This is a genomic window from Nostoc parmelioides FACHB-3921 (genome assembly GCF_014696625.1).
GTDB lineage: Bacteria > Cyanobacteriota > Cyanobacteriia > Cyanobacteriales > Nostocaceae > Trichormus > Trichormus parmelioides.
On the sequence record NZ_JACJQL010000062.1, the window covers coordinates 1 to 24,201 of the forward strand.

Annotated in this window: 28 protein-coding genes; 20 read left to right on the forward strand and 8 right to left on the reverse strand. The window is 40.8% G+C overall.

Annotated elements, in window-relative coordinates; all coding sequences use genetic code 11:
• Positions 1–30 precede the first annotated feature (30 nt).
• The 5 genes from H6G14_RS26145 to H6G14_RS26165 all read left to right on the forward strand — a co-directional run bounded on the left by H6G14_RS26145 (position 31) and on the right by H6G14_RS26165 (position 2,738).
• Positions 31–396 (forward strand): hypothetical protein, encoded by a 366-nt coding sequence (locus tag H6G14_RS26145; protein ID WP_190571011.1) that lies wholly within the window; start codon positions 31–33, stop codon positions 394–396.
• Between the two features lie 107 nt (positions 397–503).
• On the forward strand, positions 504–1,265 hold the full coding sequence (locus H6G14_RS26150; RefSeq protein ID WP_190571013.1) for an AAA family ATPase: 762 nt from the start codon (positions 504–506) through the stop codon (positions 1,263–1,265).
• Positions 1,256–1,672: a hypothetical protein gene (locus tag H6G14_RS26155; protein WP_190571014.1), complete on the forward strand. Its 417-nt coding sequence runs from the start codon at positions 1,256–1,258 to the stop codon at positions 1,670–1,672. Before H6G14_RS26150 ends, H6G14_RS26155 begins: the two co-directional genes overlap by 10 nt.
• 11 nt (positions 1,673–1,683) lie before the next feature.
• On the forward strand, positions 1,684–2,190 hold the full coding sequence (locus H6G14_RS26160) for a DUF4365 domain-containing protein (RefSeq protein WP_190571016.1): 507 nt from the start codon (positions 1,684–1,686) through the stop codon (positions 2,188–2,190).
• Positions 2,187–2,738 (forward strand): hypothetical protein, encoded by a 552-nt coding sequence (locus tag H6G14_RS26165; protein WP_190571018.1) that lies wholly within the window; start codon positions 2,187–2,189, stop codon positions 2,736–2,738. The genes H6G14_RS26160 and H6G14_RS26165 overlap by 4 nt, the downstream gene beginning before the upstream one ends.
• A gap of 275 nt (positions 2,739–3,013) precedes the next feature.
• Here H6G14_RS26165 and H6G14_RS26170 read toward each other — a convergent pair whose 3' ends face one another.
• Positions 3,014–3,304 carry a TRADD-N-associated membrane domain-containing protein gene (locus tag H6G14_RS26170; RefSeq protein WP_190571020.1) on the reverse strand — a complete coding sequence of 97 codons (291 nt, stop codon included), beginning with the start codon at positions 3,302–3,304 and terminating at the stop codon, positions 3,014–3,016.
• A gap of 150 nt (positions 3,305–3,454) precedes the next feature.
• On the opposite strand from H6G14_RS26170, the gene H6G14_RS26175 reads away from it, so the two are divergent.
• The 4 genes from H6G14_RS26175 to H6G14_RS26190 all read left to right on the forward strand — a co-directional run bounded on the left by H6G14_RS26175 (position 3,455) and on the right by H6G14_RS26190 (position 8,810).
• The gene (locus H6G14_RS26175; protein ID WP_242053685.1) at positions 3,455–3,796 is read left to right on the forward strand and encodes a helix-turn-helix transcriptional regulator; all 342 of its coding nucleotides are present in this window, start codon (positions 3,455–3,457) and stop codon (positions 3,794–3,796) included.
• A complete protein-coding gene (locus tag H6G14_RS26180) occupies positions 3,797–4,936 on the forward strand; it encodes a PIN domain-containing protein (RefSeq protein ID WP_190571022.1) in 1,140 nt (379 codons plus the stop codon).
• Positions 4,937–5,254: 318 nt separating this feature from the next.
• Positions 5,255–6,916, forward strand: coding sequence for a protein kinase domain-containing protein (locus H6G14_RS26185; RefSeq protein WP_190571024.1), 1,662 nt, complete (start codon positions 5,255–5,257; stop codon positions 6,914–6,916).
• Positions 6,917–7,178: 262 nt separating this feature from the next.
• Positions 7,179–8,810: an RNA-directed DNA polymerase gene (locus H6G14_RS26190; protein WP_190571026.1), complete on the forward strand. Its 1,632-nt coding sequence runs from the start codon at positions 7,179–7,181 to the stop codon at positions 8,808–8,810.
• 88 nt (positions 8,811–8,898) lie between these two features.
• Here the strand turns inward: H6G14_RS26190 and H6G14_RS26195 are convergent, their stop codons facing one another.
• Positions 8,899–9,813 carry a tyrosine-type recombinase/integrase gene (locus tag H6G14_RS26195; RefSeq protein ID WP_190571028.1) on the reverse strand — a complete coding sequence of 305 codons (915 nt, stop codon included), beginning with the start codon at positions 9,811–9,813 and terminating at the stop codon, positions 8,899–8,901.
• On the opposite strand from H6G14_RS26195, the gene H6G14_RS26200 reads away from it, so the two are divergent.
• The 3 genes from H6G14_RS26200 to H6G14_RS26210 all read left to right on the forward strand — a co-directional run bounded on the left by H6G14_RS26200 (position 9,812) and on the right by H6G14_RS26210 (position 12,206).
• Positions 9,812–9,979, forward strand: a complete 168-nt coding sequence (locus H6G14_RS26200; RefSeq protein ID WP_190571030.1) for a hypothetical protein — start codon at positions 9,812–9,814, stop codon at positions 9,977–9,979. The two genes, H6G14_RS26195 and H6G14_RS26200, sit on opposite strands and share 2 nt — an antisense overlap.
• Positions 9,980–10,516: 537 nt before the next feature.
• Positions 10,517–11,278, forward strand: a complete 762-nt coding sequence (locus H6G14_RS26205; protein WP_190571032.1) for an AAA family ATPase — start codon at positions 10,517–10,519, stop codon at positions 11,276–11,278.
• Between the two features lie 4 nt (positions 11,279–11,282).
• Positions 11,283–12,206 carry a ParB/RepB/Spo0J family partition protein gene (locus tag H6G14_RS26210; protein WP_190571034.1) on the forward strand — a complete coding sequence of 308 codons (924 nt, stop codon included), beginning with the start codon at positions 11,283–11,285 and terminating at the stop codon, positions 12,204–12,206.
• A gap of 214 nt (positions 12,207–12,420) precedes the next feature.
• Here H6G14_RS26210 and H6G14_RS26215 read toward each other — a convergent pair whose 3' ends face one another.
• Positions 12,421–12,852, reverse strand: a complete 432-nt coding sequence (locus tag H6G14_RS26215; RefSeq protein WP_199326296.1) for a hypothetical protein — start codon at positions 12,850–12,852, stop codon at positions 12,421–12,423.
• A 141-nt stretch (positions 12,853–12,993) separates the two neighbouring features.
• On the opposite strand from H6G14_RS26215, the gene H6G14_RS34260 reads away from it, so the two are divergent.
• From H6G14_RS34260 to H6G14_RS26245, 6 genes are all read left to right on the forward strand, one after another.
• Positions 12,994–13,422: a hypothetical protein gene (locus H6G14_RS34260; protein WP_338421219.1), complete on the forward strand. Its 429-nt coding sequence runs from the start codon at positions 12,994–12,996 to the stop codon at positions 13,420–13,422.
• Between the two features lie 436 nt (positions 13,423–13,858).
• Entirely contained in the window at positions 13,859–15,427 is a 1,569-nt protein-coding gene (locus H6G14_RS26225) for a type I restriction-modification system subunit M (protein ID WP_190571036.1), read from the forward strand.
• Positions 15,428–15,484: 57 nt separating this feature from the next.
• Positions 15,485–15,778, forward strand: a complete 294-nt coding sequence (locus H6G14_RS26230; protein WP_190571078.1) for a nucleotidyltransferase family protein — start codon at positions 15,485–15,487, stop codon at positions 15,776–15,778.
• On the forward strand, positions 15,775–16,119 hold the full coding sequence (locus H6G14_RS26235; RefSeq protein WP_190571038.1) for a HepT-like ribonuclease domain-containing protein: 345 nt from the start codon (positions 15,775–15,777) through the stop codon (positions 16,117–16,119). The genes H6G14_RS26230 and H6G14_RS26235 overlap by 4 nt, the downstream gene beginning before the upstream one ends.
• Positions 16,116–17,258, forward strand: a complete 1,143-nt coding sequence (locus H6G14_RS26240) for a restriction endonuclease subunit S (protein WP_190571040.1) — start codon at positions 16,116–16,118, stop codon at positions 17,256–17,258. The genes H6G14_RS26235 and H6G14_RS26240 overlap by 4 nt, the downstream gene beginning before the upstream one ends.
• Positions 17,259–17,265: 7 nt before the next feature.
• Positions 17,266–17,589, forward strand: coding sequence for a XisI protein (locus tag H6G14_RS26245; protein ID WP_190571041.1), 324 nt, complete (start codon positions 17,266–17,268; stop codon positions 17,587–17,589).
• Positions 17,590–17,601: 12 nt separating this feature from the next.
• On the opposite strand, the gene H6G14_RS26250 is transcribed toward H6G14_RS26245, so the two are convergent.
• From H6G14_RS26250 to tumA, 3 genes are read right to left on the reverse strand one after another with little or no spacing between them, the layout of a single operon-like run.
• Positions 17,602–17,742, reverse strand: coding sequence for a hypothetical protein (locus H6G14_RS26250; RefSeq protein ID WP_190571043.1), 141 nt, complete (start codon positions 17,740–17,742; stop codon positions 17,602–17,604).
• A 42-nt stretch (positions 17,743–17,784) separates the two neighbouring features.
• On the reverse strand, positions 17,785–18,168 hold the full coding sequence (gene tumE / locus H6G14_RS26255; RefSeq protein WP_190571045.1) for a toxin TumE: 384 nt from the start codon (positions 18,166–18,168) through the stop codon (positions 17,785–17,787).
• Entirely contained in the window at positions 18,158–18,388 is a 231-nt protein-coding gene (gene tumA / locus H6G14_RS26260; RefSeq protein ID WP_190571047.1) for an antitoxin TumA, read from the reverse strand. The genes tumE and tumA overlap by 11 nt, the downstream gene beginning before the upstream one ends.
• Before the next feature lie 275 nt (positions 18,389–18,663).
• On the opposite strand from tumA, the gene H6G14_RS26265 reads away from it, so the two are divergent.
• Positions 18,664–22,074 (forward strand): DEAD/DEAH box helicase family protein, encoded by a 3,411-nt coding sequence (locus H6G14_RS26265; protein ID WP_190571049.1) that lies wholly within the window; start codon positions 18,664–18,666, stop codon positions 22,072–22,074.
• A gap of 28 nt (positions 22,075–22,102) precedes the next feature.
• On the opposite strand, the gene H6G14_RS26270 is transcribed toward H6G14_RS26265, so the two are convergent.
• Positions 22,103–22,588: a hypothetical protein gene (locus H6G14_RS26270; RefSeq protein ID WP_190571051.1), complete on the reverse strand. Its 486-nt coding sequence runs from the start codon at positions 22,586–22,588 to the stop codon at positions 22,103–22,105.
• The gene (locus tag H6G14_RS26275; protein WP_190571053.1) at positions 22,585–23,430 is read right to left on the reverse strand and encodes a hypothetical protein; all 846 of its coding nucleotides are present in this window, start codon (positions 23,428–23,430) and stop codon (positions 22,585–22,587) included. Before H6G14_RS26275 ends, H6G14_RS26270 begins: the two co-directional genes overlap by 4 nt.
• A 306-nt stretch (positions 23,431–23,736) precedes the next feature.
• On the opposite strand from H6G14_RS26275, the gene H6G14_RS26280 reads away from it, so the two are divergent.
• On the forward strand, positions 23,737–24,099 hold the full coding sequence (locus tag H6G14_RS26280; protein ID WP_190571055.1) for a helix-turn-helix domain-containing protein: 363 nt from the start codon (positions 23,737–23,739) through the stop codon (positions 24,097–24,099).
• The last annotated feature ends 102 nt before the right edge of the window (positions 24,100–24,201 follow it).

The following is a 24,201-nucleotide window of genomic DNA, read 5'->3' on the forward strand; positions in this document are numbered from 1 at the left end:
TACGCGATTAAATAAATCATATCGTAAACGTTGCGAAGTGCGACTTCTAGTCGCCGTAGCAACATCAGTTTAGAATCCCCTCTGCTTCTAGCAAGGGGAGATGTCAACTCAGTTCTTCCCGACGATATCGTATATACAACAGTAGAGCCATGTGGAAAACGCACTCCTGGAGGACAAGGCGAATATATGGGGGACTGTACAACTAACTTGATTGACGCAGGTGTACGATATGTGGTTTATGCAGCTCCAGATCCAGACGCATCAGCTCAAACTCGGTATAAGTTCGAGCAAGCAGGTTCCTCACTGCGTCAAGTAAACGATCCCCACATAATCCGTCAAGCAATCACGCTTTTCAACTCAACAGTAACTTCCTCATCAGACGCTTTGCCCCAATAACTATCGCAGATTATAAAAATAATCAAGCTTAAATAAAAAATAATCAAGAATCAAGAATCAAGATTCTATAATAAAGGTCTGAAAGTATAAAAACGGCAAAAGCAAGTGTGGCTAGAAAATTGGCTGTTTTCAATATGAAAGGGGGGGTCGCCAAATCGACTACCGTCTACAATTTAGCTGTTGGTTTGGTTAAGTTTAAAAAGCAACGAGTGTTGATTGTTGATATCGACCCTCAAGGAAATGCCAGTGCTGCGTTAGGAATCCCTATTTGGAAGATTGATTTTCAGTTAAAAGATGTTTTGCAACACAAAACACCGCTAGAGCAAGTGTTAGTCTCAACCGATAGCGGTGTAGATGTGCTGCCATCGAATCTTTTTCTGGCAGAAGAAGAAATACCTATATCCGGTCGTCCAGGAAGAGAACTACTGCTCAGAAAAGCGATCGCACCAATATTAGATAAATATGATTTCGTTCTCATAGATTGTCCCCCAAACATTGGGGTTTTTTCTATTAACGCGCTGATGGCCAGTGATGCTGTGTTAATCCCTGTAGACATGAGCTACTTGGGACTGTTAGGTGTTCAGGGGATTGAACGTGCCTTGACTTTAGTGCGAGAACAACTAGAGCATCCCATCGAAATTGCAGGTGTGCTGGCCACTCGGTATGACCGGAGAAACAATCTCAGTAAAGAGGTATTTGATGCACTCACGAATCATTTTGGCGACAAGATGTTCAAAAGTGTAATTCCTGAATCGGTGCGAATTCGAGAAGCACCTTCGCATGGACAATCTATCTTTGATTACGACAAAGATAGTGTCGGCGCTCTGGCCTATAGTCAATTAGTGGATGAGGTATATAAATGCCAGTAAATAAAGGAAAATCGTCACGTTCGGCATTGGGTGGTAATCCTTTAGCACAAAGTATTTTCAGTAAAACTGAAGTCGAAACTCAACCACTAACCGAAGTGGAGAATAATCAAGAATCTACAAACAATAATCAAGAGTCTTTAAACAATAATCAAGAATCTAGATTCTTGATTAAATCAGAACGGGAAGCGGTAAACTTGCGCTTGCCGCTTGAGTTGAATGATTGGTTAAATGATCTCCTCAAAAAAGGTAAGCGACAGCATGGTGCAAAAATACCCAAGGAGGTTTGGGTACAGGCCGCGCTGGAGTTATTTAGGGCTATGCCCGTTTCATGGTCAGAAATTGATTCCGAAGAGAGTTTGCGCGAGATCCTCAAGAATCTAGAATCAAGAATAAAGAATCAAGAATAAATTTTATTTGAATGTACATCACTACCCAGAAAGAGGAATTTAGCTATGCTTACATCAATGCCGTCGCGTCTGCTGCTGGTTATTCATTCCAAGTAGCACCCAGACCATTAGATTTAGTAGGGGTTGATGTCACCATTACAGGAATTGCTTTACCTGGTTCTAGACGGCGAACTCGGATTGATTTGCAAGTCAAATGTACTTCCCAAAAATTACTAGATAATGACTTTGTTAAAATTCCTCTGGAAATCAAAAATTATGATGAATTAAGAAACGATAATCCCGACGATGACCCCCTGTTGTTAGTCGTTGTCTTAGTTCCTGATTTACAAGAAGATTGGCTACAACAATCGGAGACGGAGCTTTGCTTGAAGCGTTGTGCTTACTGGGTGTCGATACGCGGTCAACCACCAACTGAAAATCAAAGCACTGTCACTGTTTATTTACCCCGTCAAAATATTTTCAGTGTTGAAGTTTTGCCAGCTCTAATGCAACGAATTGCTAGAGGAGAACCAATATGATAGTTACCGTGCGTGACCCAGATATTCTCTCTAATTTAGACCCTCAGATATTAACATCTTATCTTCAAGCAAAAGGCTGGTATCAAGAGAGTCAGGTTGACACTAAAGAATCAGTTTGGATTAAAACAACTGATTCTGGTGAGGAATTTGATATTACCTTACCTCTCAATCCCAAAATCAGGTCTTATGCGCTGCGGATGGCTGAAATTTTGGCAATTCTAGAAACTGTTGAAGTTCGCTCTCAGTTAGACATTGTAAGCGATTTGATCACAAAAATCCCAAATACCGAAATCCAGGGGATGGTGATTAGAGTAGCAGAACGAAATCATCCAGGTAATGTCACAATTATTGGCTTTGTTGTTGGCAAGCCTCGTCAAATTTACATTTCTCTGAGTGAATCTGAATACAATCAGGCTCGGACTGCTTATCATCAGAGGCTACCAGTCGTTTGTACTGGAGACTTAATTAAGGAGAATGACGCTTTTGTGCTGAAAAAAATTACTAGCTTTGCTTTATATAATACTTTGACTGAGCGAGCAGCAGTTTAAAAAAGAGTGCAGTAGGGTATCGTCCGAGATACGTGCAAGTGCGATTCGTTCTGGAGAAACCCAATACTTGAGAGGATTCCAGGCTTCAGTAGAGTAACTCCAGCAGGAGTTGAGTCCGCACTTTAATCCTCTACTGATGACAACTTGATATCCATATAGGTGAGGTGAAAATTTTCAACCAAGTCCTATCACCCTAGTGCGGGGCTGAAAGCACGTAAACTACCAGAAAATGGTAACCCCTACCGAGGAGTGTCATTGTTTATCAAGATAAGCATCTACGCTTTGTTAGAGGAGTGAAGCGACCTGTAATCCTTCGTAAGTTTTGTCAATCGATCGATTTTTCTATTTGCATCTTTGGATAGAGGAATGTAGAGTCCAGTAGAGAACAGCCCCGTTACGGCAGTTACATTAGCTTGAGTAGCATTGCCTGACAGCATGAGAAAACCAGCTAATAAACTCATGCTAATAGAAGCGGCAATCGCCACACAAGATAAAACGTAGCTCAATCGAGCCTGATACTGATGTTCTTGATAGGTTGACCATTCCATCTTGTCGTAGCTAGACATAGCATTACTCCTAATTTTGCTAAACCTTGGGCAAATAAGCAACCCTAAAATAAATTAGGGCTAATTTAAATTTAGCCTAAAAATTACAGACTAACAATTATTGCCTAAGCATTTTTAGGGAAAAGTGTTAAAATAGGAGATGTAAGTGTAATGAGTAACTGTATGGAACACATGAAACCAATTTCACGGCTGGCAATACTCCGTGAGAAGGAAAACCTAACCCAGCGCCAGCTCGCTGACCTTTTAGAGATTACTGAGAATACGGTTGCTAATTGGGAAACAGGTAGGAGCAGCGTGGAATGGATTGATAGAGTAGTCAAACTGTGCAAAATTTTCGCTTGCACACCAGAGGAACTGATTGAGTATGTCCCAGATACAAAACCAGCAAAAACAGATTCTTTGGCAGACATACGCGCCCGCTTAAATCCTCCTAAATCAATCCCACTAAACCAATACAATCGTGACCAATCTTCGGAGTCGAGGGCGCACTAAATGATGCAGGTGATAATTGATGCTGACTTGGTAATAGATTATTTACTACTACAACGGGAAGAAGTTGAGAACTTAAGTGATATTATCAAAAACCAACAGTGCAAACTTTTCATAACACAATTGGGGTTTGATAAATTTATTTCATTAATAGAGAATATATATTCCCCAGAACAGGCTAAAAGATTCAGTAATGAAATACAAAAAGAGATTACAGTCTGCTCTATCAACTATGAATTACATGAGCAAGCAAACTCACTCAATTTTCAAGACTTTGAATCGGCATTAGAGGTTGCCTGTGCAACATCTATGGGTATCAGTGCAATCCTCACACATAACTCACAAAATTTTGGTGAGGCGAAAATTACTATATTCTCAGTAGAGAATTTACTCCAACGCTTAAAGTTAGAAGAATGTCTAGATTTTTCAACAGTATTTGATTGGCGAGAAAGTCTATATTTACCAGCTTTAGATACACCTTCTTTTCCTACTTTGGAGGTTGTAGATATTATGAAATACAGAATAAGAAACTCAATAAATACAGTAATGGAAGTTTTTCGACTTTTAGAAAAAGAAGGTTTTCAAGGTATAACTTGCCAAGAATTGCAAAAAAAATATAATTATTCAAAAAGCAAAATTACTAACATAATATTTGATTTACAAAATTTTCACATGGCTAAAAATCAAGCTGGCAGAATTATCATAGAACAAAGCTTAATAGATTCAGAGGATATCGCTATAGCTAGTTATCTAGCTAAATTTCTTAGTCAACACACTTTAGTACAAAAAATTTATAAGGAACTCAAACCTAACCAATATTTAAGTAGAGCATATTTGAAAAAAATAATAAGTGAAATATATCCCGATGATAAATATAAAAATATGTCCGATAAAACAAGTAATGAGCAAGTATATTCTCTCCCATTACAGTTTGATGAATATCCGGAAAAAAATTCGCTTGCTACGAAGTCAGCAGGAGACTATATAAGCAGAATGCTAGGGTGGTTACTATTCACTGGATTACTAGAAAAAAAAAATAAAGAAGTAATTTTGATACCTATAAATGAAGGCAAGCAGAAAGGAAAGTTATTGGAAGAAAATGCAATTCAGCAGCTAGAACTGTTTCAGAATAGCCACCTGTAATTACTTTCGTTTTAATTAAGGTTTATAGCCATACGGCGAAAATAGAAGGTTCGTGTCACCAGGTGCAGCCTTGTAAAGTTATGTAAAAATGACCGATTTAAGTCTCTCAAAATACTCATCAAAGTTAATAGATTTATTGGTATTAAGCCGAGATATTTGAAATTTTCTGCAAGATGATCTGAAAAACCCTATCCTGTCTAGGTTTGAAAAATTGCTACATCAAAGTTAAAAAAGCCATGATTTGCCACGAAAAATCAAGCCTTTTGAGGGCATCTCGGCACAACACCATTTTAATTGAGTAATTTTTATGAGGTTTAAATGGCTTTAGAAGTTGGAAATATCATCGGTGGACGCTACAAAATTGTTAAAGAACTACAAGCGGGAGGTTTTGGCAAAACCTTTGTTGCAGAAGATTCCATGAAATTTAATACAAAATGTCTTGTTAAAAAGTTTATACAACCGTATAATGACGAGACAGAATTAGGGCGAAAAGCAAGAGAATTATTTCAAACGGAAGCAAGAATTCTTTTAGATTTAAAAAACTATCAACAAGTTCCAAATTTATTAGCTTACCTTGAGAATGAAGACTGCATAGTACAAGAACTCATTCAGGGAAAGACTTTGAAAGAAGAACTAGAACAACAAATTTTTAATGAACAGCAAGTTTTAGAATTTCTTTCTGATATATTAGCAGTACTTCAAGTAGTACACAAAGAGGGGATTTTTCATCGTGATATTAAACCTGATAATATCATACGCAACGAAAACAACCATAAGTTAGTGTTAATAGATTTTGGAATTGCAAAGAAAATTTCAGAACTTAGCACTCCAACAGATGAAAGTTTAATATCTAGGACGTATAACAGCACAACACTAGGTACACCTGGCTATAAATCACCTGATAGTATTGTATCTGCTGCAAGTGATTTATATTCTCTTGGTGCTACTTGCTTTCACCTTTTAACTGGAGATTCACCTGAAGACTTAGAGTGGAACTATGGAGATGATTGGTGTGAAAGATATTGGAATAACTTGGAAATTAAAACTAAAAAATCTACAGCATCTATTTTGAAAAAACTTCTGGCTCTGGACATGGCTAGTCGTTACCAAACTGCTGAACAAGTATTGAATGATATTAAAAACATAGATGAAGTAAGACGGAAGGAACGAGTAGAATTTCTTCTATCTATAATCAATAGTAATACCGAAGAAAAGTATAAATATTTAGCAGTTGACGATTTAATTGATTTAGAGGCTGGTGCAAGTGTAATAGTTCCTTATCTGATTAATATGCTTAAGAGTGATAATCAAAAACTTAATTCATTAGCAGAATCTCAATTAAACAAAATTGGCCAAGAGTCAGTTATTTCTGTTGCTGAGTTACTTCAAGAAGATAAAGTCGAAATTAGAAGACGAGCTGCCCGTCTACTTGAAAGCATTGGTTTACAAGCAAAAGCAGCAATTCCTAATCTTATTCGTGCGCTAGAAGATAGTGACCCAGAAGGAGATGTTCGTTGGTATGCTGTTATTGCACTAGGAAAAATGGGAATTCTAGCCAAAGACGCTATTCCTGCTCTAATTGAAAGACTAAAAGATTCTTATGCAGGCATTCGTGCTTATGCTGCTTTTGCTCTAGGAAGTATGGGAGAAGTTGCAGAAAGTGCAATTCCAGCTTTACAGGAGAGAATAACAGATACAAGCCAAAATGTTTTTATAGCTTCATTAGAAGCATTAGAATCTATAGGATTTGATACAGAAAATATTAAAATAACGTTTACTTCAGAAAACACACAAAATAAAGAAGAATTTTCTGGAAAACAAGTAATTGTTAATTACAGAGAAGAGCAACTTAAACTACTAAATGAGGAGAAGAAGAAACCTGGCATTCGTATTCAATTTAGACGACCTCTGAGTTCTCAAACACCTCCTCAAGGAGAAACCTGGGATTCATTTTACGGGCTGGATATCGCCCGTGAGTAGCAATGAAACCTTTTAGTATTGAGTTAAACTAAGTTCCTATTGACGGGGTGGCTTAGTTTAATTCAATACCTATTAGAGTATCGCTAATCGCGTGTTGCTTCTTTCCTCACGGGGATATCATGATATCCATTTTTCCCACCGTGATGGCAGTGATCGCTTGCACATAGTAGATGGTAAAAATCTCAGAATCATCAAAAACTAGTATAATTTGTTATAATTAATATTTAGTGCTAAAATACACTAAGTAAATTGCTTCATAAAAATGATACAAGCTAATTCTAGTAATATTACGACTCAAGATTTTATTGAAAAAGGTTTTTTTCCTAAAGAATTAGTACCAGCATTTACAACAGAGCATCTTGCTGCTAATTTAAATAAAATTAATCATTATGTTCAAAATCCCTCGAAAAAATATAGCAAATTTATATCTTATTCATTTCCTAAAAGCAAATATTCTCGTCGTATTTTAGGAATTCCTAATCCACTCCATCAAGTTATTCTTTGCAATTTATTATCTCAAAAATGGCAAGACATAGAGAAGTTTATTTTAAGTTCTCCTTTGTGCAAGCGACTACCACTTTATTATAAAAGAAGAGCTGTTTCTTCCTACCCTATTAATTTACCTGCTGAACGAGCTATTTCCTCGGCAAGTCATCGTTATCGTCTCTATACTGATATATCTAGATTTTATTCTACTATTTACACACATAGTATTCCGTGGGCACTTCATGAAAAACAGATAGCTAAAGCAAGAAGACATGATAAATCTTTAATAGGAAACCAAATTGATGAATTTGTTCGTAATACACAAGACCAACAAACTTTAGGAATTCCTATAGGGCCTGATTCATCATTTGTTATAGCAGAAATTATTGGTTCATCTGTAGATACCATTCTTGTTGACAGATTAAAAGTTACACCTCAAGGGTTTCGCTATGTAGATGATTATTATTTATATTTTAATTCGTACTCAGAAGCAGAACGAGCACTTTCTGAGATAAATAGAATACTTCAAGAATTTGAATTAGAAATTAATTCTAACAAAGCCTCAATTGTCGAACTTCCTGAACCTGTTGAATCAATTTGGGTTTCAGAAATAAGGCGTTGTCCTATTAGTAATTCTAAACGATTAGAACAGTACAGTGATCTTTTAACTTACTTCAGTAAGGTATTTGAGTATTCAAAATTATTTCCTGATGAAACCGTAATTAAATATGCTCTTTCCCGAATTAACAGAACTCATATTTTAGATAGTAATTGGGAACTTTGTGAATCATTTATATTGCAATCAATCATAGCTGCTCCCAATGCACTTATTGTAGCTACTGAAATCCTGCTTAAATATTCAAAAAAATATGAATTGAACGTAGAGAAAATAAGTGAAACAATTAATTTAATAATATTACAACATAGCGACCTTAATCATAGCCATGAAATTTCCTGGGCATTATGGTTAAGCAAGACTTTATCTATACCCATCAAAGAAGAAATAGCTCAAAAAATTTCTCAATTAGAAGATTCTATTGTAGCTATTATTACTTTAGATATGAACTCTTCTAGTCTTATTCAAGGCAAAATAGACTTTAACTTATGGGAAAGTATGATGACAATTGATAATTTATATTCTAGTAACTGGCTTTTATGTTATGAAGCGAATCTCAAAGAGTACTTTCCTCAAACTATACAAAGTAATTATGTTGAAAATGATGATTTTTTTGCTGTTCTAAAACAAAATAATGTTAGTTTTTATGACGGCTCAAAGCAAATTCAAATAGATGAGGAAGATGAAGATAATTATGATGAAGATAATTATGATGAAGATAATTATGATGAAGATAATTATGATGAAGATAATTATGGCTATGATAGTAGTGATTTTTGGTTTTGGTATTAAATATTTTCAGCAAGTAACTTAATTATTGAAGGATGACCGAGCAACAAAGGTGAGCAGCATCGGCTACCTTTACATAAAAACGAATTATTTACAGTGTGGGGATATAAAGAGAACTGCTGTTGTCTGGACGGTGGTGCAAATATCGGCTGGTAGTTGCCACATTCGCATGACCCAAGGTTTGCTGTACCAGTCCAATGTCTGCACCCGCTTCTAAAGCATGAGTAGCATGAGCATGACGCAACCAGTGGGGCGAAACTTTTTTATTAATTCCGGCACGAGAGGCCGCCGCCTCCACAATCCGGTTGATTTGGCTTCTATCTAAATGTCCCCCTCCCTTGCGGCTCTTAAACACAGGAGCATCATCAGCAGCATTACCCCGAAACTCCATCAATTCTGCCCATAGTTCCTTGGGAAGGATCACCGAGCGCGATTTATCCCCCTTGCCAATTACTGTTAATTGCCCTTGATTACCCCGTGCAACTAAGTTACACCACTGCAATCCGGTTAACTCGCTTACCCTTAACCCACTGGTGTACAACAGTTTAATAATGAGTAAATCACGCTGCTTTTCGGAGGAGTAGCGGTACTGAGCTTGTTCTGTTGCCCAAACCATTTTTTGAATATCGCGCTGAATTAACAGCCGTTCGCTGAGTCGGTCGGCAGACTTGGTTAACTTCAAAGCCGCACCCACATTGAATTGCATATATCCAACTTTTTGAGCGAAACTGAGCAGCGACTTGATACAAGCTAAATAAACAGTTTGAGTATTGGGTGCAAGCTCTGTAAGACTTTCAGAAAAAGCATACAAATCTTCGACGGTTACTGACTGTAATGGCTGACCCAGAAACCCGAAGAACCGAGTGATGTAACTGCGATAAGCGGACACTGTATTAAGAGACTTACCATGCAACCACATTTCTACCAGTCGTTGTTGGGCATCAACCGGGGACAATTGAGCAAGTTGCTTTCTCTGATTGGTTTGTACTAGAGCAACTCTTGGCATGGCAAAAAAACAGAGCGATATACCAGGGCGTGCGTCAGGCGCAATCGGGAGACAGTGCCGCATCCTGGTAATTGCATCGTACTGTAAATTGAATCCTCATCCGCGTTTGGGCGACCATAAACCAGTTTTTAATCGCATGGGTAGTCCCTTTTGTCCCCCTGGTTGAGGCTGAATGCAACAAAATACTACTTATGTCGGATTGAGAGGATATGCGCTGTGATTATCTGTCGAAACTGTCTATACGCACTTCTATACTCCGTCGTTACATCTGTTGAGGAATTAATCGGAATGGGCGATTGCTCTGCATGAGTTGGTTATGTCTTTTAAATGTCGCAAAACCAACAAGCCCCAGCAACCGTTGTTTAAAACTGCTATGGTAAGTGTTTAAGTAATGGGTATATGCGGGAAGTAGTCAAGCAGGCTTGTGTCAAAGCTGGCATTAACAAGCGTGTGAGTCCCCCATTGGCTGAGGCACTGTCATGCCACCCACAGTTAGAAAAGAGGTACACCGCAGTTTCTTGCCCAAAAAACTTTGTGTCATGCCACACCTATCCAAACAGCCAAATACAGCCCGACCAAAGTAGTGGTTTATATCTGCCCCGTTAAGTAGAGTCTCTTAGTAAAACTTACCTTTGTTTATGGGCTGATTAATGTTAATCTCTTAGACAAAATTGATGATTTATCGCGTCACGGGGATGCAGCAGTGACCAAGGTAATTTCTATCTTTAACCAAGCCGGGGGTGTTGCTAAGACGACAACAGCCCAAAACCTTGGCTATCAACTTTCTCTGCACAGTCACCGTGTCTTATTGGTAGATATCGACCCCCAAGCTTCTTTAACTACGTTCATGGGGTTGGAGCCGGCTGATTTAGATAAGACTATATATGATGCTTTAGTTGCTGAAGATGATCAACCCATGCCCATCCACCGGGATGTAAACGGTATGGATTTGCTGCCTGCTAACATATTGCTGGCTAACGCCGAACAAGAACTGATATTTACTGAACTGCGAGAATTCCGACTCCAAGAGGTATTGGCTCCCCTCTTAGATAGCTATGATTTTATTTTGATAGACTGTCCACCCAGTTTGGGCATTCTCAGTCAAATTAGTTTGGTGGCCTCTACCCATGTATTGGTTCCCATCCAGTGTCAGTTCAAGGCATTAAAAGGTACAGATTCGTTGTTGAAAACGGTGGCACGAGTCCAGCGCAAGCTGAACCGTTCTCTCAAGATAGCGGGGTTTTTACCGACAATGTACTCAGCCAATAATTCTCTAGACCAGAGAACTTTAGAATCAATCCGCGAACAACTGACTGCTATCGGCACTGTCTTTCCCCCCCTACCCAGAGCTACAGCAATGGCAGAAGCTGCTGAGTACGGTAAACCTTTGGCATTATGCCCTGGTAAAAATTCAGCTATTCTCCACCTTTTTGATGAGATAGCGAACGCGATGGAGAAAATGTAAATCAATGACTACTAGACGCACCACTCAAAAACCTCCTGCTAGTAGAAGCAAGCTCAAAAACGTCGCTTTGTTCCAAGAAGATGAGCAGGCGACTCCTTTGACAGTGCCAGTCGAGAAAATTGTCCTACCCGCTTCTCAACCCCGGCGGTATTTTGACCCCCAAGCGATGCAATCTCTGGTGGAGTCAGTCAAGCGCGATGGTATCCTCCAACCTTTGTTAGTGCGACCAGTAAAAGACCAGTATGAGTTGGTAGCAGGAGAGCGGCGTTATAGAGCAGCGCAGGAAGTTGGCTTAACTGAAGTGCCTATTACTATCCGCCAGATGTCAGATGAGCAGGCAGTACAGTATGCCTTGGTGGAGAACCTGCAACGGGAGGACTTGAATCCAATAGAAGCAACTGAAGGCATTTTACAACTGCTATCTCTGCAATTGGGTGGTGATACAGCAGCTGTGACTGCTTTGCTGTACAGAATGGAAAATGAAGCGAAAGGGAAAATTACCCGAAACGTTTCGGGTAATTCTGAGGCAGAAACAGTAGAAAAAGTGTTTGCTGATTTGGGACGCATGAATTGGCTATCTTTCGTCCGTACCCGGTTGCCGCTCTTAAAACTGCCGGATGATATTCTGGGAGCATTACGTGCTGGGCGTATTGAGTATACCAAAGCCAAGGAAATAGCCAAGTTGGAGTCCCTAGAAGACAGGCGGGAGTTGTTAGAGAATGCGATTGAATTTTCCTTGTCGCTTTCTCAGATTAAAGAAGAGGTGAAAAAGAAACAACCAAAAGCTGAAACTACAACACTGCAAAGTCGTCTAGAAACAGCCTACAAGCAGGCGAAGAAGGCGAAAGTCTGGGATAATCCACAAAAGCAGGAGAAGTTGAAATCTTTGTTGGCAGAATTAGAGGCTCTGGTTGCTAGTTCTGAGTGAGAGTTAAGTCTAGGAACGTAGGTAAAAGATAAGTCTTTCGGAGCAAGCCTTTCAGATATAACGTAGGGTTTATGTCACGTTTGCTACTTACTTTTCCCCCAAGCTGATTTCGGCTCCTTGTATTCCCAAGTGGAAATGAATGACTGGTAAGGCTTATGGAAAATTTGTTGGTCTACTGAATTTATTTCTTGGAAAGCCTTAAGAAGATATTAATCTATTCTCCATTTTTGTCATCATTCTTGGCTACACGCTGAATCATTTGAGGGACAAGCCGTTCAGAGAAACCTGCAACAAATGACCAGAATGCTAGTTTAGCAAAGTCCGAACCTGAAGCTGGATAGGTTGTTGTAAAGAAGTATCGCAGGTCATCGGTAGTTGGAAAAGGCTGTCCTTTAAATTCGGGAATTGCAAACTTTGGGAAGAGCGCACTTTCAATGATTCCAGAAAGGAAGAGTACGTACAAGACTAAAGCGAATAACCCTCCAAATATTGGATTCACCAATATTGCTATCCATGATTGACTCAGATATTCAAGTTCCTCATCTTCAACTTTCTTTAAGCGTTGCTGTATGCTTACAAAACCACCTATAATTCCACACTCAAAACAGAACCAAGATACTGGAAATCGGTTGTAGTAGAATGACACAACAAATAAACCTACAGTCAGTATCAGAGTTGCTACCGTGAATATAAGTAGCCTCCTTGATACAAGCAATATACGGCTCGACCGCTCCCGTTCCATTATCTTTACCTTCATCAGCAACCGTTGCATCTATAGAGATTCATAATGATTGAACCAGCCATTTTCTACAGCAACTACTGCCACCTGAGGTCAAACAAAACCTTGAATTGTGTTGTCTATTTTGATAGCTATACATTAGCTCTAACAGGAACGAATAAAACTCACTCTTTAGGCAGCATTTTGTTGTCTCTTTATTGCAAGAGTTGGAAGCTTTTATGGCTGATGAAAGGTAAATGGCAGATAATGTTAGACAAAGACTGGCTAGAAAGACGAAATATGGCTGCTATAACAATTAATCTTACAGAGGAGCAACTGCAAAAATTGCAGGAATTAGCGCAAAGGTTGGGTGTCTCTACTGAAGAATTGTTATCTGCCTCTTTAGAAGATTTGTTAAACTACCCCAAAAATGGGTTGAACCAAGCTGCTAGTTATGTGCTGCGAAAAAATGCTGAACTTTACCAGCGATTAGCATGATTTGCCAGGGTAGGGAGTTCTGGAAGGCTCTCTAGAGTGGGATTTGACGAGTTCGTTAATATTTAGAAAATGTCTCTGATGGCAACCCAGGAACATGGTAATCTTGTGATTCAACTGGGAAAACTTTGGGTAATGCGGAGGCAGAAACATTAGAGAAAGTGGTGGCTGATTGGAGGAAAATGCACAGGCCAGTGCCGGATGATAGTTAAAAAGACTCAGATATATCAACACAGGGTTTTGTGTCAGTGATAAATGGTGGAGGATGAACCTTTGCTATTTTAAAGGGCTGAGTCATACTCCCAGTATAAAATATTTTATTGTTCAAGCTGCTCAATCTCTATAATCGCCCGATTGCCTGCAATTATTATCGAGGGTAAAATGTGAGGTTGCGCTGCTTACCTTGTTACTAGCAATCTATCGGATAAGACAAATACAAATGATCTCAGGGGAAATTAAAAGTCAAATAGATAAAATCTGGGATTCCTTCTGGTCGGGTGGTATCTCCAATCCCTTGGAAGTCATTGAGCAAATTACTTACCTGCTGTTTATGCGTCGCCTCGATGACCTGCATACTTTGGAAGAGAACAAAGCCAACCGACTCAAGCGACCAATGGAACGGCGGATTTTCCCAGAGGGGGAATTCGCAGAAAATAAATCATCGGATGGAGAAAATATTAAGAAGCGTTCCTACGATGATTTGCGTTGGTCGAGGTTCAAGCACTTTGCAGCACCGGAGATGTTTGCTGTAGTTAATGATCATGTTTTCCCTTTCCTGCGGGATTTAGGTGGGGATGAATCGACTTACGCGCACCACATGAAAGATGCCCGCTTCACGATTCCGACACCTGCGCTACTGTCTAAGGTGGTAGATTTGCTAGATGGTGTGCCGATGGAAGACCGGGACACCAAAGGCGACCTCTACGAATATATGTTGGGCAAGATTGCCTCGGCTGGACAAAATGGACAGTTTCGCACGCCGCGCCACATTATTAGGCTGATGGTGGAACTGACCGCACCAAGTCCGGGGGATGTGATCTGTGATCCAGCTAGTGGTACTTGTGGCTATCTCGTGGCTGCTAATGAATATCTGCGGGAGCATCACCCGGAAATTCTGCGCGATGCCAAGTTGAAGGAACACTTCCACCATCAGATGTTTCACGGGTTCGACTTTGACAATACCATGCTCCGTATTGGCAGTATGAATATGCTCCTGCATGGGGTGGAAAACCCGGATGTGCGTTATAAAGACTCGCTGGCAGAGGAGCATTCGGGGGATGAAGAATCTTATACCCTTGTCCTGGCTAATCCGCCTTTTGCTGGGTCGTTAGACTATGAGAACACGGCTAAGGACTTGCAGGCGATTGTCAAGACTAAGAAGACTGAGTTACTCTTTTTGGCTCTGTTTTTAAGATTACTCAAGCCTGGGGGACGGGCTGCGGTAATTGTACCGGATGGGGTGCTTTTTGGTTCTTCTAAGGCACATAAAGAACTGCGCCGCTTGTTGGTGGAGGAGCAGAAGCTTGATGCTGTGATATCTCTGCCAGGTGGTGTATTTAAGCCCTATGCGGGTGTTTCTACAGCTATTTTGCTATTTACTAAAACTAACTCTGGTGGAACTGATTTTGTTTGGTTCTACGATGTGGATGCTGACGGGTTGAGTTTGGACGATAAAAGAACGCCTTTGCTTGCTGAAGATAAATTAGGGGCTGTATCTACTACCCAGTTAACAGCAGAGGAACATACTAAGAATAATCTGCCGGATGTGTTGAGTCGTTGGCAATTGCGAAATACTACAGAACGAGAGCGACTCCGCACTGCTCAGAGTTTTTGTGTACCCAAGGCTGATATTGCGGCTCAAGGGTATGACCTCAGTTTGAATCGTTATAAGGAAGTGGTGCATGAAGAGGTGGAACATCTCGCACCTAAAGATATCCTTGCTAATTTGGCAAAGTTGGAAGTCGAGATTCAGCAGGGGATGGAGAGATTGGAGGGGATGCTGGGATAATTTTGTTTGCTAATCTTAAATTGACTGCTGCTGAAGTTTTGCAAGGATTGAAATGTGATGAAAACCTTTGATGAACTGAAACAAGTCTTATCACTACAAAAGCAATCTCTCTGTGAAATTTATCAAATTACAGAAATCGGTATCTTTGGCTCTTATGCTAGGGGAGAACAGACAGAAGCAAGTGATATAGATATTTTGGTTGATTATGAAACAGCACCTACTTTTATTATGTTGGTGGAACTTAGGGATTATTTAAGTCAGCTGTTTGGCTTGAAGGTAGATATTGTCACTAAGAATGGGCTTAAACCTCGGATTCGCGATCGCGTTTTGGCTGAGGCTATCTATATATGAAACGAAGTTATACAGAATTTTTACAAGATATTCTAGATGCTATTACGGAAATTGAACTTTTTGTAAATGGTGTTAGTTATGAGGCTTTTGAGTCAAATAGAGAGAAAACTTTGGCGGTAGTGAAGCTTTTAGAAATTATTGGGGAAGCTGTGAAAAAGATTCCTCATGAGCGGCGTGAACTGTATCCAGATATACCTTGGAAGTCAGTAGCAGGTATGAAGGATATGCTGGTGCATGAATATTGGCAGGTTGATGTTGCGGTGGTATGGGCTACGGTGCAGCATTCTTTACCTTCACTAAAAGCAGTTGTGATGAAGGAGTTGGAGGAGATGCTGAAGTGACTCAGACTTTCGTACAACTTGGTTCTGTAGCAGAATTTATTAATGGGGCTGCTTTCAAGCCGGAAGACTGGGGAGAGTCCGGCTTGCGAATCATCCGAATCCAAAACTTAACCGACCCAAGCAAGCCATTTAATCGAACAGAACGAACTGTTTCCGAGCTTGTACGAGTCCAACCTGGAGATTTGCTTGTTTCATGGTCTGCAACTCTTGGCGTTTTCGAGTGGGGTGGAGCGGATGAGGCATTACTCAATCAGCACATCTTTCGCGTTCTACCTAACGAAAAAATAGTTAATAAACGCTACCTTCGTCACGGACTGGAGGTTGCAATTCTGGACATGAAAAAGCATTTGCATGGCGCAACCATGCAGCATATAAATAGGGGTGAATTCTTGAGTACAAAGTTGTATCTACCTCCCCTAGAAGAGCAGAGGCGAATTGCAGAGATACTTGATTGCGCGGAAGAAATCAGGTCTAAACGTCGGGAAGCGATCGCTCAACTCGACTCTCTCACCCAAGCCATCTTTCTAGAAATGTTCGGGAACCCAATTGAAAATAAAAAAGGTTGGTTATTGAGTCAATTGGGCAAAGTTGCAATTGTGGAAAGAGGAAAGTTTACCCCACGACCTCGAAACGATCCTAGCTATTATGGGGGGAAATTTCCCTTTATCCAGACAGGTGATATTAGTAGTAGTTCTGGGCGATTGACAAAATGGAATCAAACATTAAACGAGAAGGGTGTTGCAGTTAGTCGCAGTTTCCCCCCTGGAACTGTTGTGATAGCAATTGTGGGTGCTACACTCGGCATGACAGCAATCCTGGAAGTAGAAGTTTACTGTCCCGATAGTGTTGTTGGCATTCAGGTTCATCCTGAAAAAGCTTCGGCAGAATACATTGAGCAGGTTCTACGTTTTTGGAGACCAATTTTTATTGCTAAAGCTCCTGAGACAGCAAGAGCAAATATTAACCTTGAAACGTTACGTCCTTTAAAGATTCCTGTTCCTTCAATAGAACTCCAACAAGAATTTGCCCATCGCGTCGAAGCTGTAGAAAAACTTAAAGCAGCACACCGCGCCTCACTATCAGAACTCGATGCGCTGTTTGCCTCCCTCCAACATCGTGCATTCCGAGGAGAATTATGATAAGCCAATGGATACCATCACAACCTATCGAGAAATCATCAAACAGGTAATTAGTGATTATGCCAAACTGCATCCATCCCACGGCAACATTCGCTTAGATGTCATTTTTGACGAAATGCGCGATCGCTATGCTCTGATGCAAGTTGGTTGGGATAGAGGACGACGTGTGCGTGGCAACCTGATTTATGTAGTTATCGAGAATGGCAAAGTAATAATTGAATATGATGGCATGGAATCTGGAATTACTCAGGACTTAGTTAACCAAGGTATTCCTGAGCATGACATTGTGCTGGCTTTTATAGAAGAATCACAAGCATTTGCCACAGTTTAAAAAACGGCATGATTAACCATTGGCAATTTCTAAGGATTGCTCAGATGCGATCGCTGCGTCAATCTGCTCCTGATTGACTGCGTAAAAACTCAGTGCTTCTCTTACCTGTGTCTCAGTCAGCTCATACTCATTAACAATCTGGCTTGGACTCATACCCCATTTTTGGGAACTTGCACCTCGCTCAATACATTATTCCTACTCTAAAAACTCCATCACTTCTTGTAGAACATCGGCTATATATGGCTTTTCGCAAGCAATTACGTTGTCAAAAAGATGTTTATGGTGCGGGAAGCTAGGCAAGTTGGGAAAGTGTGGTGTACTGTCATAACGAAATATCAGATTATTTTGCTCATCTTGAAAGTGATAGCGGTAATCGATATATGTAATCTGATTATCTACAATAACAAATGCTTCACTGACTGCCAGTAAATATCTGAGAGCGAAACGTATCCTAATGCGGAGATTAGCTCTTTCTGTCGTTAAAATAACTGCACTATATTCTTCAATGTATGTATTAGAGCAGTTGACTAAAAGTTGCTCAATTTCATCTAAATAGGCTTGGATAACTTTACGCGACATCTCTGAGTTTGCTTTTTATCTCTTGGTGTAGAGCTAGATAATGCTGGTAGTTTCCTGCCCATTCTACAAACACTTCATCGTCAGAAGTTTCTCCTTGGGTATATTTTGCAAAAAATTCTTCTGAATTCATTTGGTACTTTATTTCATAGGTATTTAACTGTTTGGTAAGGGCAATCAACGCATCTAGTGGAGACGTATATTCGATGATTTGTTTACGCATTGATTTCTCCATTAAACTTCATGTTTTAACTGGTCAGGTAAATTTAGAGCATACGCTGTCATTTTCAGTTTTTAGTTTCTGGCTCTAAAAACATGATATGTAATTTTTGACGAAATGCGCGATGGCGTAACCGCCCTTTCCGGTGGCGTAGTTCACCCGCGAAGCGATCTCGCTATGCTCTTGTTGCGGGATAAACATCCCGTGGCATTTTAGCTTGAAATCAAAGTATATACTGAATATAATGTAACTTAATTGACAACAGCTTGATTAACTGAATGAGCCAGTTTACATTTCTCCAAGCCGAATTCCCCACAGTTTTTGAATCTGCCAATAAAGCTTTTAGTGCAGTATATTCCGACCCCCGCACTGCTTGCTTTTATGCACGTCGCACCTTGGAGCTAACCGTAAACTGGTTATATAAATACGATAATTCCCTCAAACTACCTTATCAAGACAATTTGAGTGCTTTGATTCATGAACCGACTTTTAAGAACTTAGTGGGTGAGGCAGTATTTAATAAAGCAAAAATCATCATCAGATTTGGAAATCAAGCAGTCCACAGTGCCAAACCTGTACTCGTCAACGATGCCATCGATGCAGTCCGGGAATTGTTTCACGTCGCTTACTGGTTAGGACACACCTACGGACGCAGCACTAAACCACAACCGGGGCTGACATTTAATCCTGATGCACTGCCCAAAACTGCACCAGTTCCTAAACAAACTATAGAGCAACTCCAAAAGCTAGAAACCCAATTACGCGATCGCGATGAAAAACTCTCCACACTTCTAGCAGACAAAAACGCCCTAGACGAAGAACTGAAGCGATTACGAGCCGAGATAGCAGCAGTCAAGCAAGCCAGCACCAGCCAGCCAGATACCCACGACTATACTGAAGCCCAAACCCGTGATATCTTTATCGACCTGTTGCTGAAAGAAGCTGGCTGGACACTCGACCAACCCCGTGACCGGGAATATGCAGTTAAAGGGATGCCCAATACCCAAGGTAAAGGCTTTGTCGATTACGTCCTCTGGGGTGACGATGGTAAACCTCTGGGAATTGTGGAAGCCAAACGTACCCGCAACGACCCCCGCATTGGGCAGCAACAGGCTAAACTCTATGCTGATTGTCTAGAAGCCCAATTTAATCAGCGTCCCATCATCTTCTACACCAACGGTTACGAGCATTGGCTGTGGGATGATACCAATTACCCACCCCGACAGGTACAAGGATTTTACAAAAAAACTGAGTTGGAACTGCTGGTACAGCGTCGGACTACTCGCAAGTCTTTAGCAGAAGCTACGATTAAGCCTAGCATTGCCGAACGCTATTACCAAACTCGTGCTATTCGTCGCGTTACAGAAGCCTTCGAGACTGATAAAGACCGTAAAGCTTTGATAGTTATGGCGACTGGTGCAGGTAAAACCAGGACTGCGATCGCTTTGGTAGAGATGATGATGCGTTGTAACTGGGTGAAACGCGCACTATTTCTAGCCGACCGTGTTGCTTTGGTCAATCAGGCCATCAATGTATTTAAGAAACACCTCCCTGATGCCGCCCCGGTAAACTTAGTCACAGAGAAAGATACCGAAGGACGAGTGTTTGCTTGCACCTATCCCACTATGATGGGGCTGATTGATGAGACTAAAGACGGTCAGTGTCGTTTTGGCGCAGGGCATTTTGACCTCATCATCATTGATGAAGCCCATCGCTCGGTCTTTCAAAAATATCGTACCATCTTCAACTACTTTGATTCTCTCTTGCTGGGGCTAACCGCCACACCCAAGGATGAAATAGACCGCAATACCTACGGATTATTTGACCTAGAAAACGGTGTACCTACCGATGCTTACGATTTGGAAGATGCCGTCAAGGATGGCTTTCTCGTACCATCTCAAGCTGTATCAGTACCCCTGAAGTTCCAACGCCAGGGGATTAATTATGATGAACTCTCAGAAGCAGAAAGAGAAGAGTGGGATGCGCTGGAATGGGATGAGGAAAGCAATTCACCTAAGCGCGTAGAAGCAGAAGCAGTTAACAAGTGGCTATTTAATCAAGATACTGTAGACAAGGTACTAGCCCATCTCATGACCAGGGGGTTGAAAGTTGCTGGTGGCGATCGCCTGGGTAAAACTATAATCTTTGCTAAGAATCAAGACCATGCCAATTTCATCGCTGACCGTTTTAATATCAACTACCCGCACTTTAAAGGTGAGTTTGCCCGTGTTATTACCTTCCAAACCAAATACGCCCAAACGCTAATTGATAACTTTTCTAAGAAGGATAAGGAACCTCATATCGCTATCTCAGTGGATATGCTCGACACTGGGATTGATGTCCCAGAAATAGTTAATCTGGTGATGTTCAAACTTGTACGCTCGAAAACCAAGTTCTGGCAGATGGTAGGACGAGGAACTCGTCGCTATCCAGATTTATTTGGCCCAGGGCAAGATAAACAGTTTTTCTATCTGTTCGACTATTGCCAAAATCTGGAGTTTTTCCGACATAACCCTGAGACAACTGATGCTCCAATAGGTAAGTCCTTGAGCAAGCAATTGTTCACCACGCGCTTGGAGTTAATCGCGGAGTTAGATAAAAAAGGAGTTAATGTTGACAATAATACAGTAAAAGTACCTCAAACCACCAGTGCAGAACCAAAAACCCATGCTGAATTGCGTCGTCAAGTAGCCAATCTACTCCACGCAGAAGTTGCTGCCATGAATAGCGAAAACTTCGTGGTGCGTCCTAAGCGACGATTCGTAGAAAAATATGCCAATTCCCAAGCATGGCGATCGCTATCAGATGAAGATTTTGCCGCACTGAGTCAAGAAGTAGCTGGTTTGCCCTCCCAATTGGAAGCAGAAGCAGAAGAAATAAAGCGATTTGATATTTTGGTGCTGAAATTACAATTGGCGATATTGCGATCTCAACCTAGCGTTGACCATTTGCGAGAACAGGTAAAGTCACTTGCTGGGTTATTAGAGGAGAAATCAGCTATCCCATTAGTAAAGGAACAGTTGCCTCTAATTCATGATGTACAGACTGATGAGTGGTGGCAGGATGTGACATTGCCCATGCTAGAGGTACTACGCAAACGTCTGCGAGGGTTAGTCAAGCTGATTGAGAAACAGAAACGCCAACCCATCTATACCAACTTCGAGGATGAGATGGGGGATGAGATAGTAGTGGAGCTACCTGGTTTTACATCATCGGATAACTTTGAGAAGTTTCGAGCTAAAGCACGCGCTTTTTTGCGATCGCATCAGGATCATGTAGTTATTTTCAAACTACGAACTAACAAGCAACTGACTTCATCTGACTTGTCTGAGCTAGAAACAATACTGGCACAGAGTGGTGTGGGTGCTGAGGAGGATATTGTCCGCGCTAAAGAAGAGTCACAGGGTTTGGGTTTGTTCGTTCGCTCTTTAGTGGGGTTAGAACGTGAGGTAGCCAAACAGGAACTAAATAAGTTTCTATCAGGTAAAAATCTGAACTCTCATCAAATTGAGTTTGCCAATATGATTGTGAATTACCTCACTGAACATGGGGTTATGGATGCAGCACTCCTTTATGAATCCCCATTTACTGACATTACACCGCAGGGACCAGATGGATTATTTACCTCGTCTCAAGTAGACGAGTTGGTTTCTCTGTTAGAAGAAGTTTATGCGCGTGCAGTAGCTTAATTACATTTAAATAGGCGTGTGGTGACACTTATGCTGATTCTTCTCCTAAATACCCCTTTCTCATGGCCATCCACTGTTCATGACTTATCGCTTCAATTTCAGCTTTTCGTTGTTGGACTTCGCGGTTATCTTGCTCCGTGCGCTCCTGACTTCCTGGCATCGCCAAATTTTGAGATAAAGTCTTGAGGTTAGCACACTTTTGGTGTGTAGTTTGTCGCCAGCCTTCACGCTCGATGCTGTCAATTTTCTTGCAGATTACTGGGCTGAGACGATAGTCCACAGAATTAGAAACGTTCTCATTATCCCAGTGACTACCAGCCTTACACCCTGGATTTTGACAACGGGGAAATTTATCTTGGTCGTAATTGTAACCGTCTATCACTAGTTGTGCTAGGTGCGGTTGAACTATTCCCGAATCGTGACAACAGAAACACTGCCAACTAGGTTGCCAAATTTCTTTTTCATATCCCGGCTCATCTTCAGCGCGGACGGGGGCGCGAGGAATTTTTTTCATGTCTCCATCCCCCACACCAAGTTGTTAGCTTCAGCCCATTCTGCAAATTGGCGGCGTGTCTCTCGCTCCTCTTTTGGGCCACCTTGAGCTATAAATCGCGGTTTGCCGTGGTGTATCTGTTCAATCCACTCATCGCGCTGAGGGTGGTTTGTCCATTTTTCATTTTGTGTAGACCGTAGAGTTTCTGGGCGATTTTGATATTTCTGATACCACTCTTGGAAATGATTACCTCGCATAAAGGCAGCAAAAGTAGTTCTAATCTCCTTGCCCTCAGTTTTTTTATATTCTTCCCTGACAAACTTTTCAAAACTTTCTCTCTCCTGCTGTTTTAAATCTGAGAGAGTCTGTATATCTGATTTATCTGAATATATCTGGGCATTGCTGGAATCGTTACACTGTAAGCTTTGTGAGCTTTTTGTGTCCCGCTTGTGGGACTGACTGTCCCGTTCGTGGGACTGACTGTCCCGTTCGTGGGACTGACTGTCCCGTTCGTGGGACTGTGTCCCACAAGCGGGACAGTTTTTCTCTGTAGGAAAAGAAATTACTTTTTTAGAATCGCTCAAGATGATGCCGTGCGTAGCTTCCCAAGTGAAGTAACCTTTGTCTTTTAGATAGTCAACAGCTCGATAAAAGGCGGATCTAGCAATTCCCCAGTCTTCGCAAAACTTTACAACATTAGAGATAACGAAGGGTTTTCCTGGAGGTGCTTTAATTTTTCTAATTGCCAGAATGTAGCCAGTTGTTGCAATCAGCTTGTCTTGATACCATTGCCTAACTTCTTCTTCGGTTAAGCGGTGAAAGGGGACAGAAAGGTGGTTTTGCTCATTCTTCTTTGATGTCATTGCTGCACCTCTTCAAAAATCAAAGTAATTGAGAATTCTGAGCAGGTAACTTGAGCTAATAACAGTATTGTTAAATTAGAATTCTCAAAGCGGTAGAAGTTATCCCCAACTTTATTGTTGGAGTCTTTGTCTGGTTTCGGTATCATAATAATTAAGCAGGAGTTATCTCCCGCAATAACTTTAAATTGTTGGGAAATCTTGTTTTCAGTGCATATACTAAATCTCAACCAGCAGACTACGATTGTGGATAAAAAGTAGTTTGCTATAATGCAAATATTAGTCTAAGAATTGCATTTCTGCAACACAATGACAAATCACCAGCAAATTCTAATAGACGTAGTAAATAAGGCTATTGAAGAAGGTATGACTGCGAGGCAAATCGCTGCTAATGCTGGAGTAGATAGCAGTGTTCTGAGTCGTTTTCTCAATGGAAAGCAAGATATTAAGGCAGGTGATTACTTTTCAATTCTTAATATCTTGCCAGAAAATTGTAGAGTAATTGCCATGACGCGGTTAGGAATGGGTGAAATTAGTGCCGCGCAATTAATTCAATCAGCATCACCAAAAGAAAAAGCCGAAATACTGCAAGCGATGGCACAGTGGGTATTACAACCAGGGGTTATACCTGTGAAAAATGCTGATCCGGCTAATGTACAAGTAGCAGTGTGATTGCTTGATAACTGTATGGATAGGCACTTAGGTGTTATTTTCATAGAAAAGGGTTTGCCGAAATATAAAGGAATGGGAACACGTTATAAAGTTAGGTTTAGC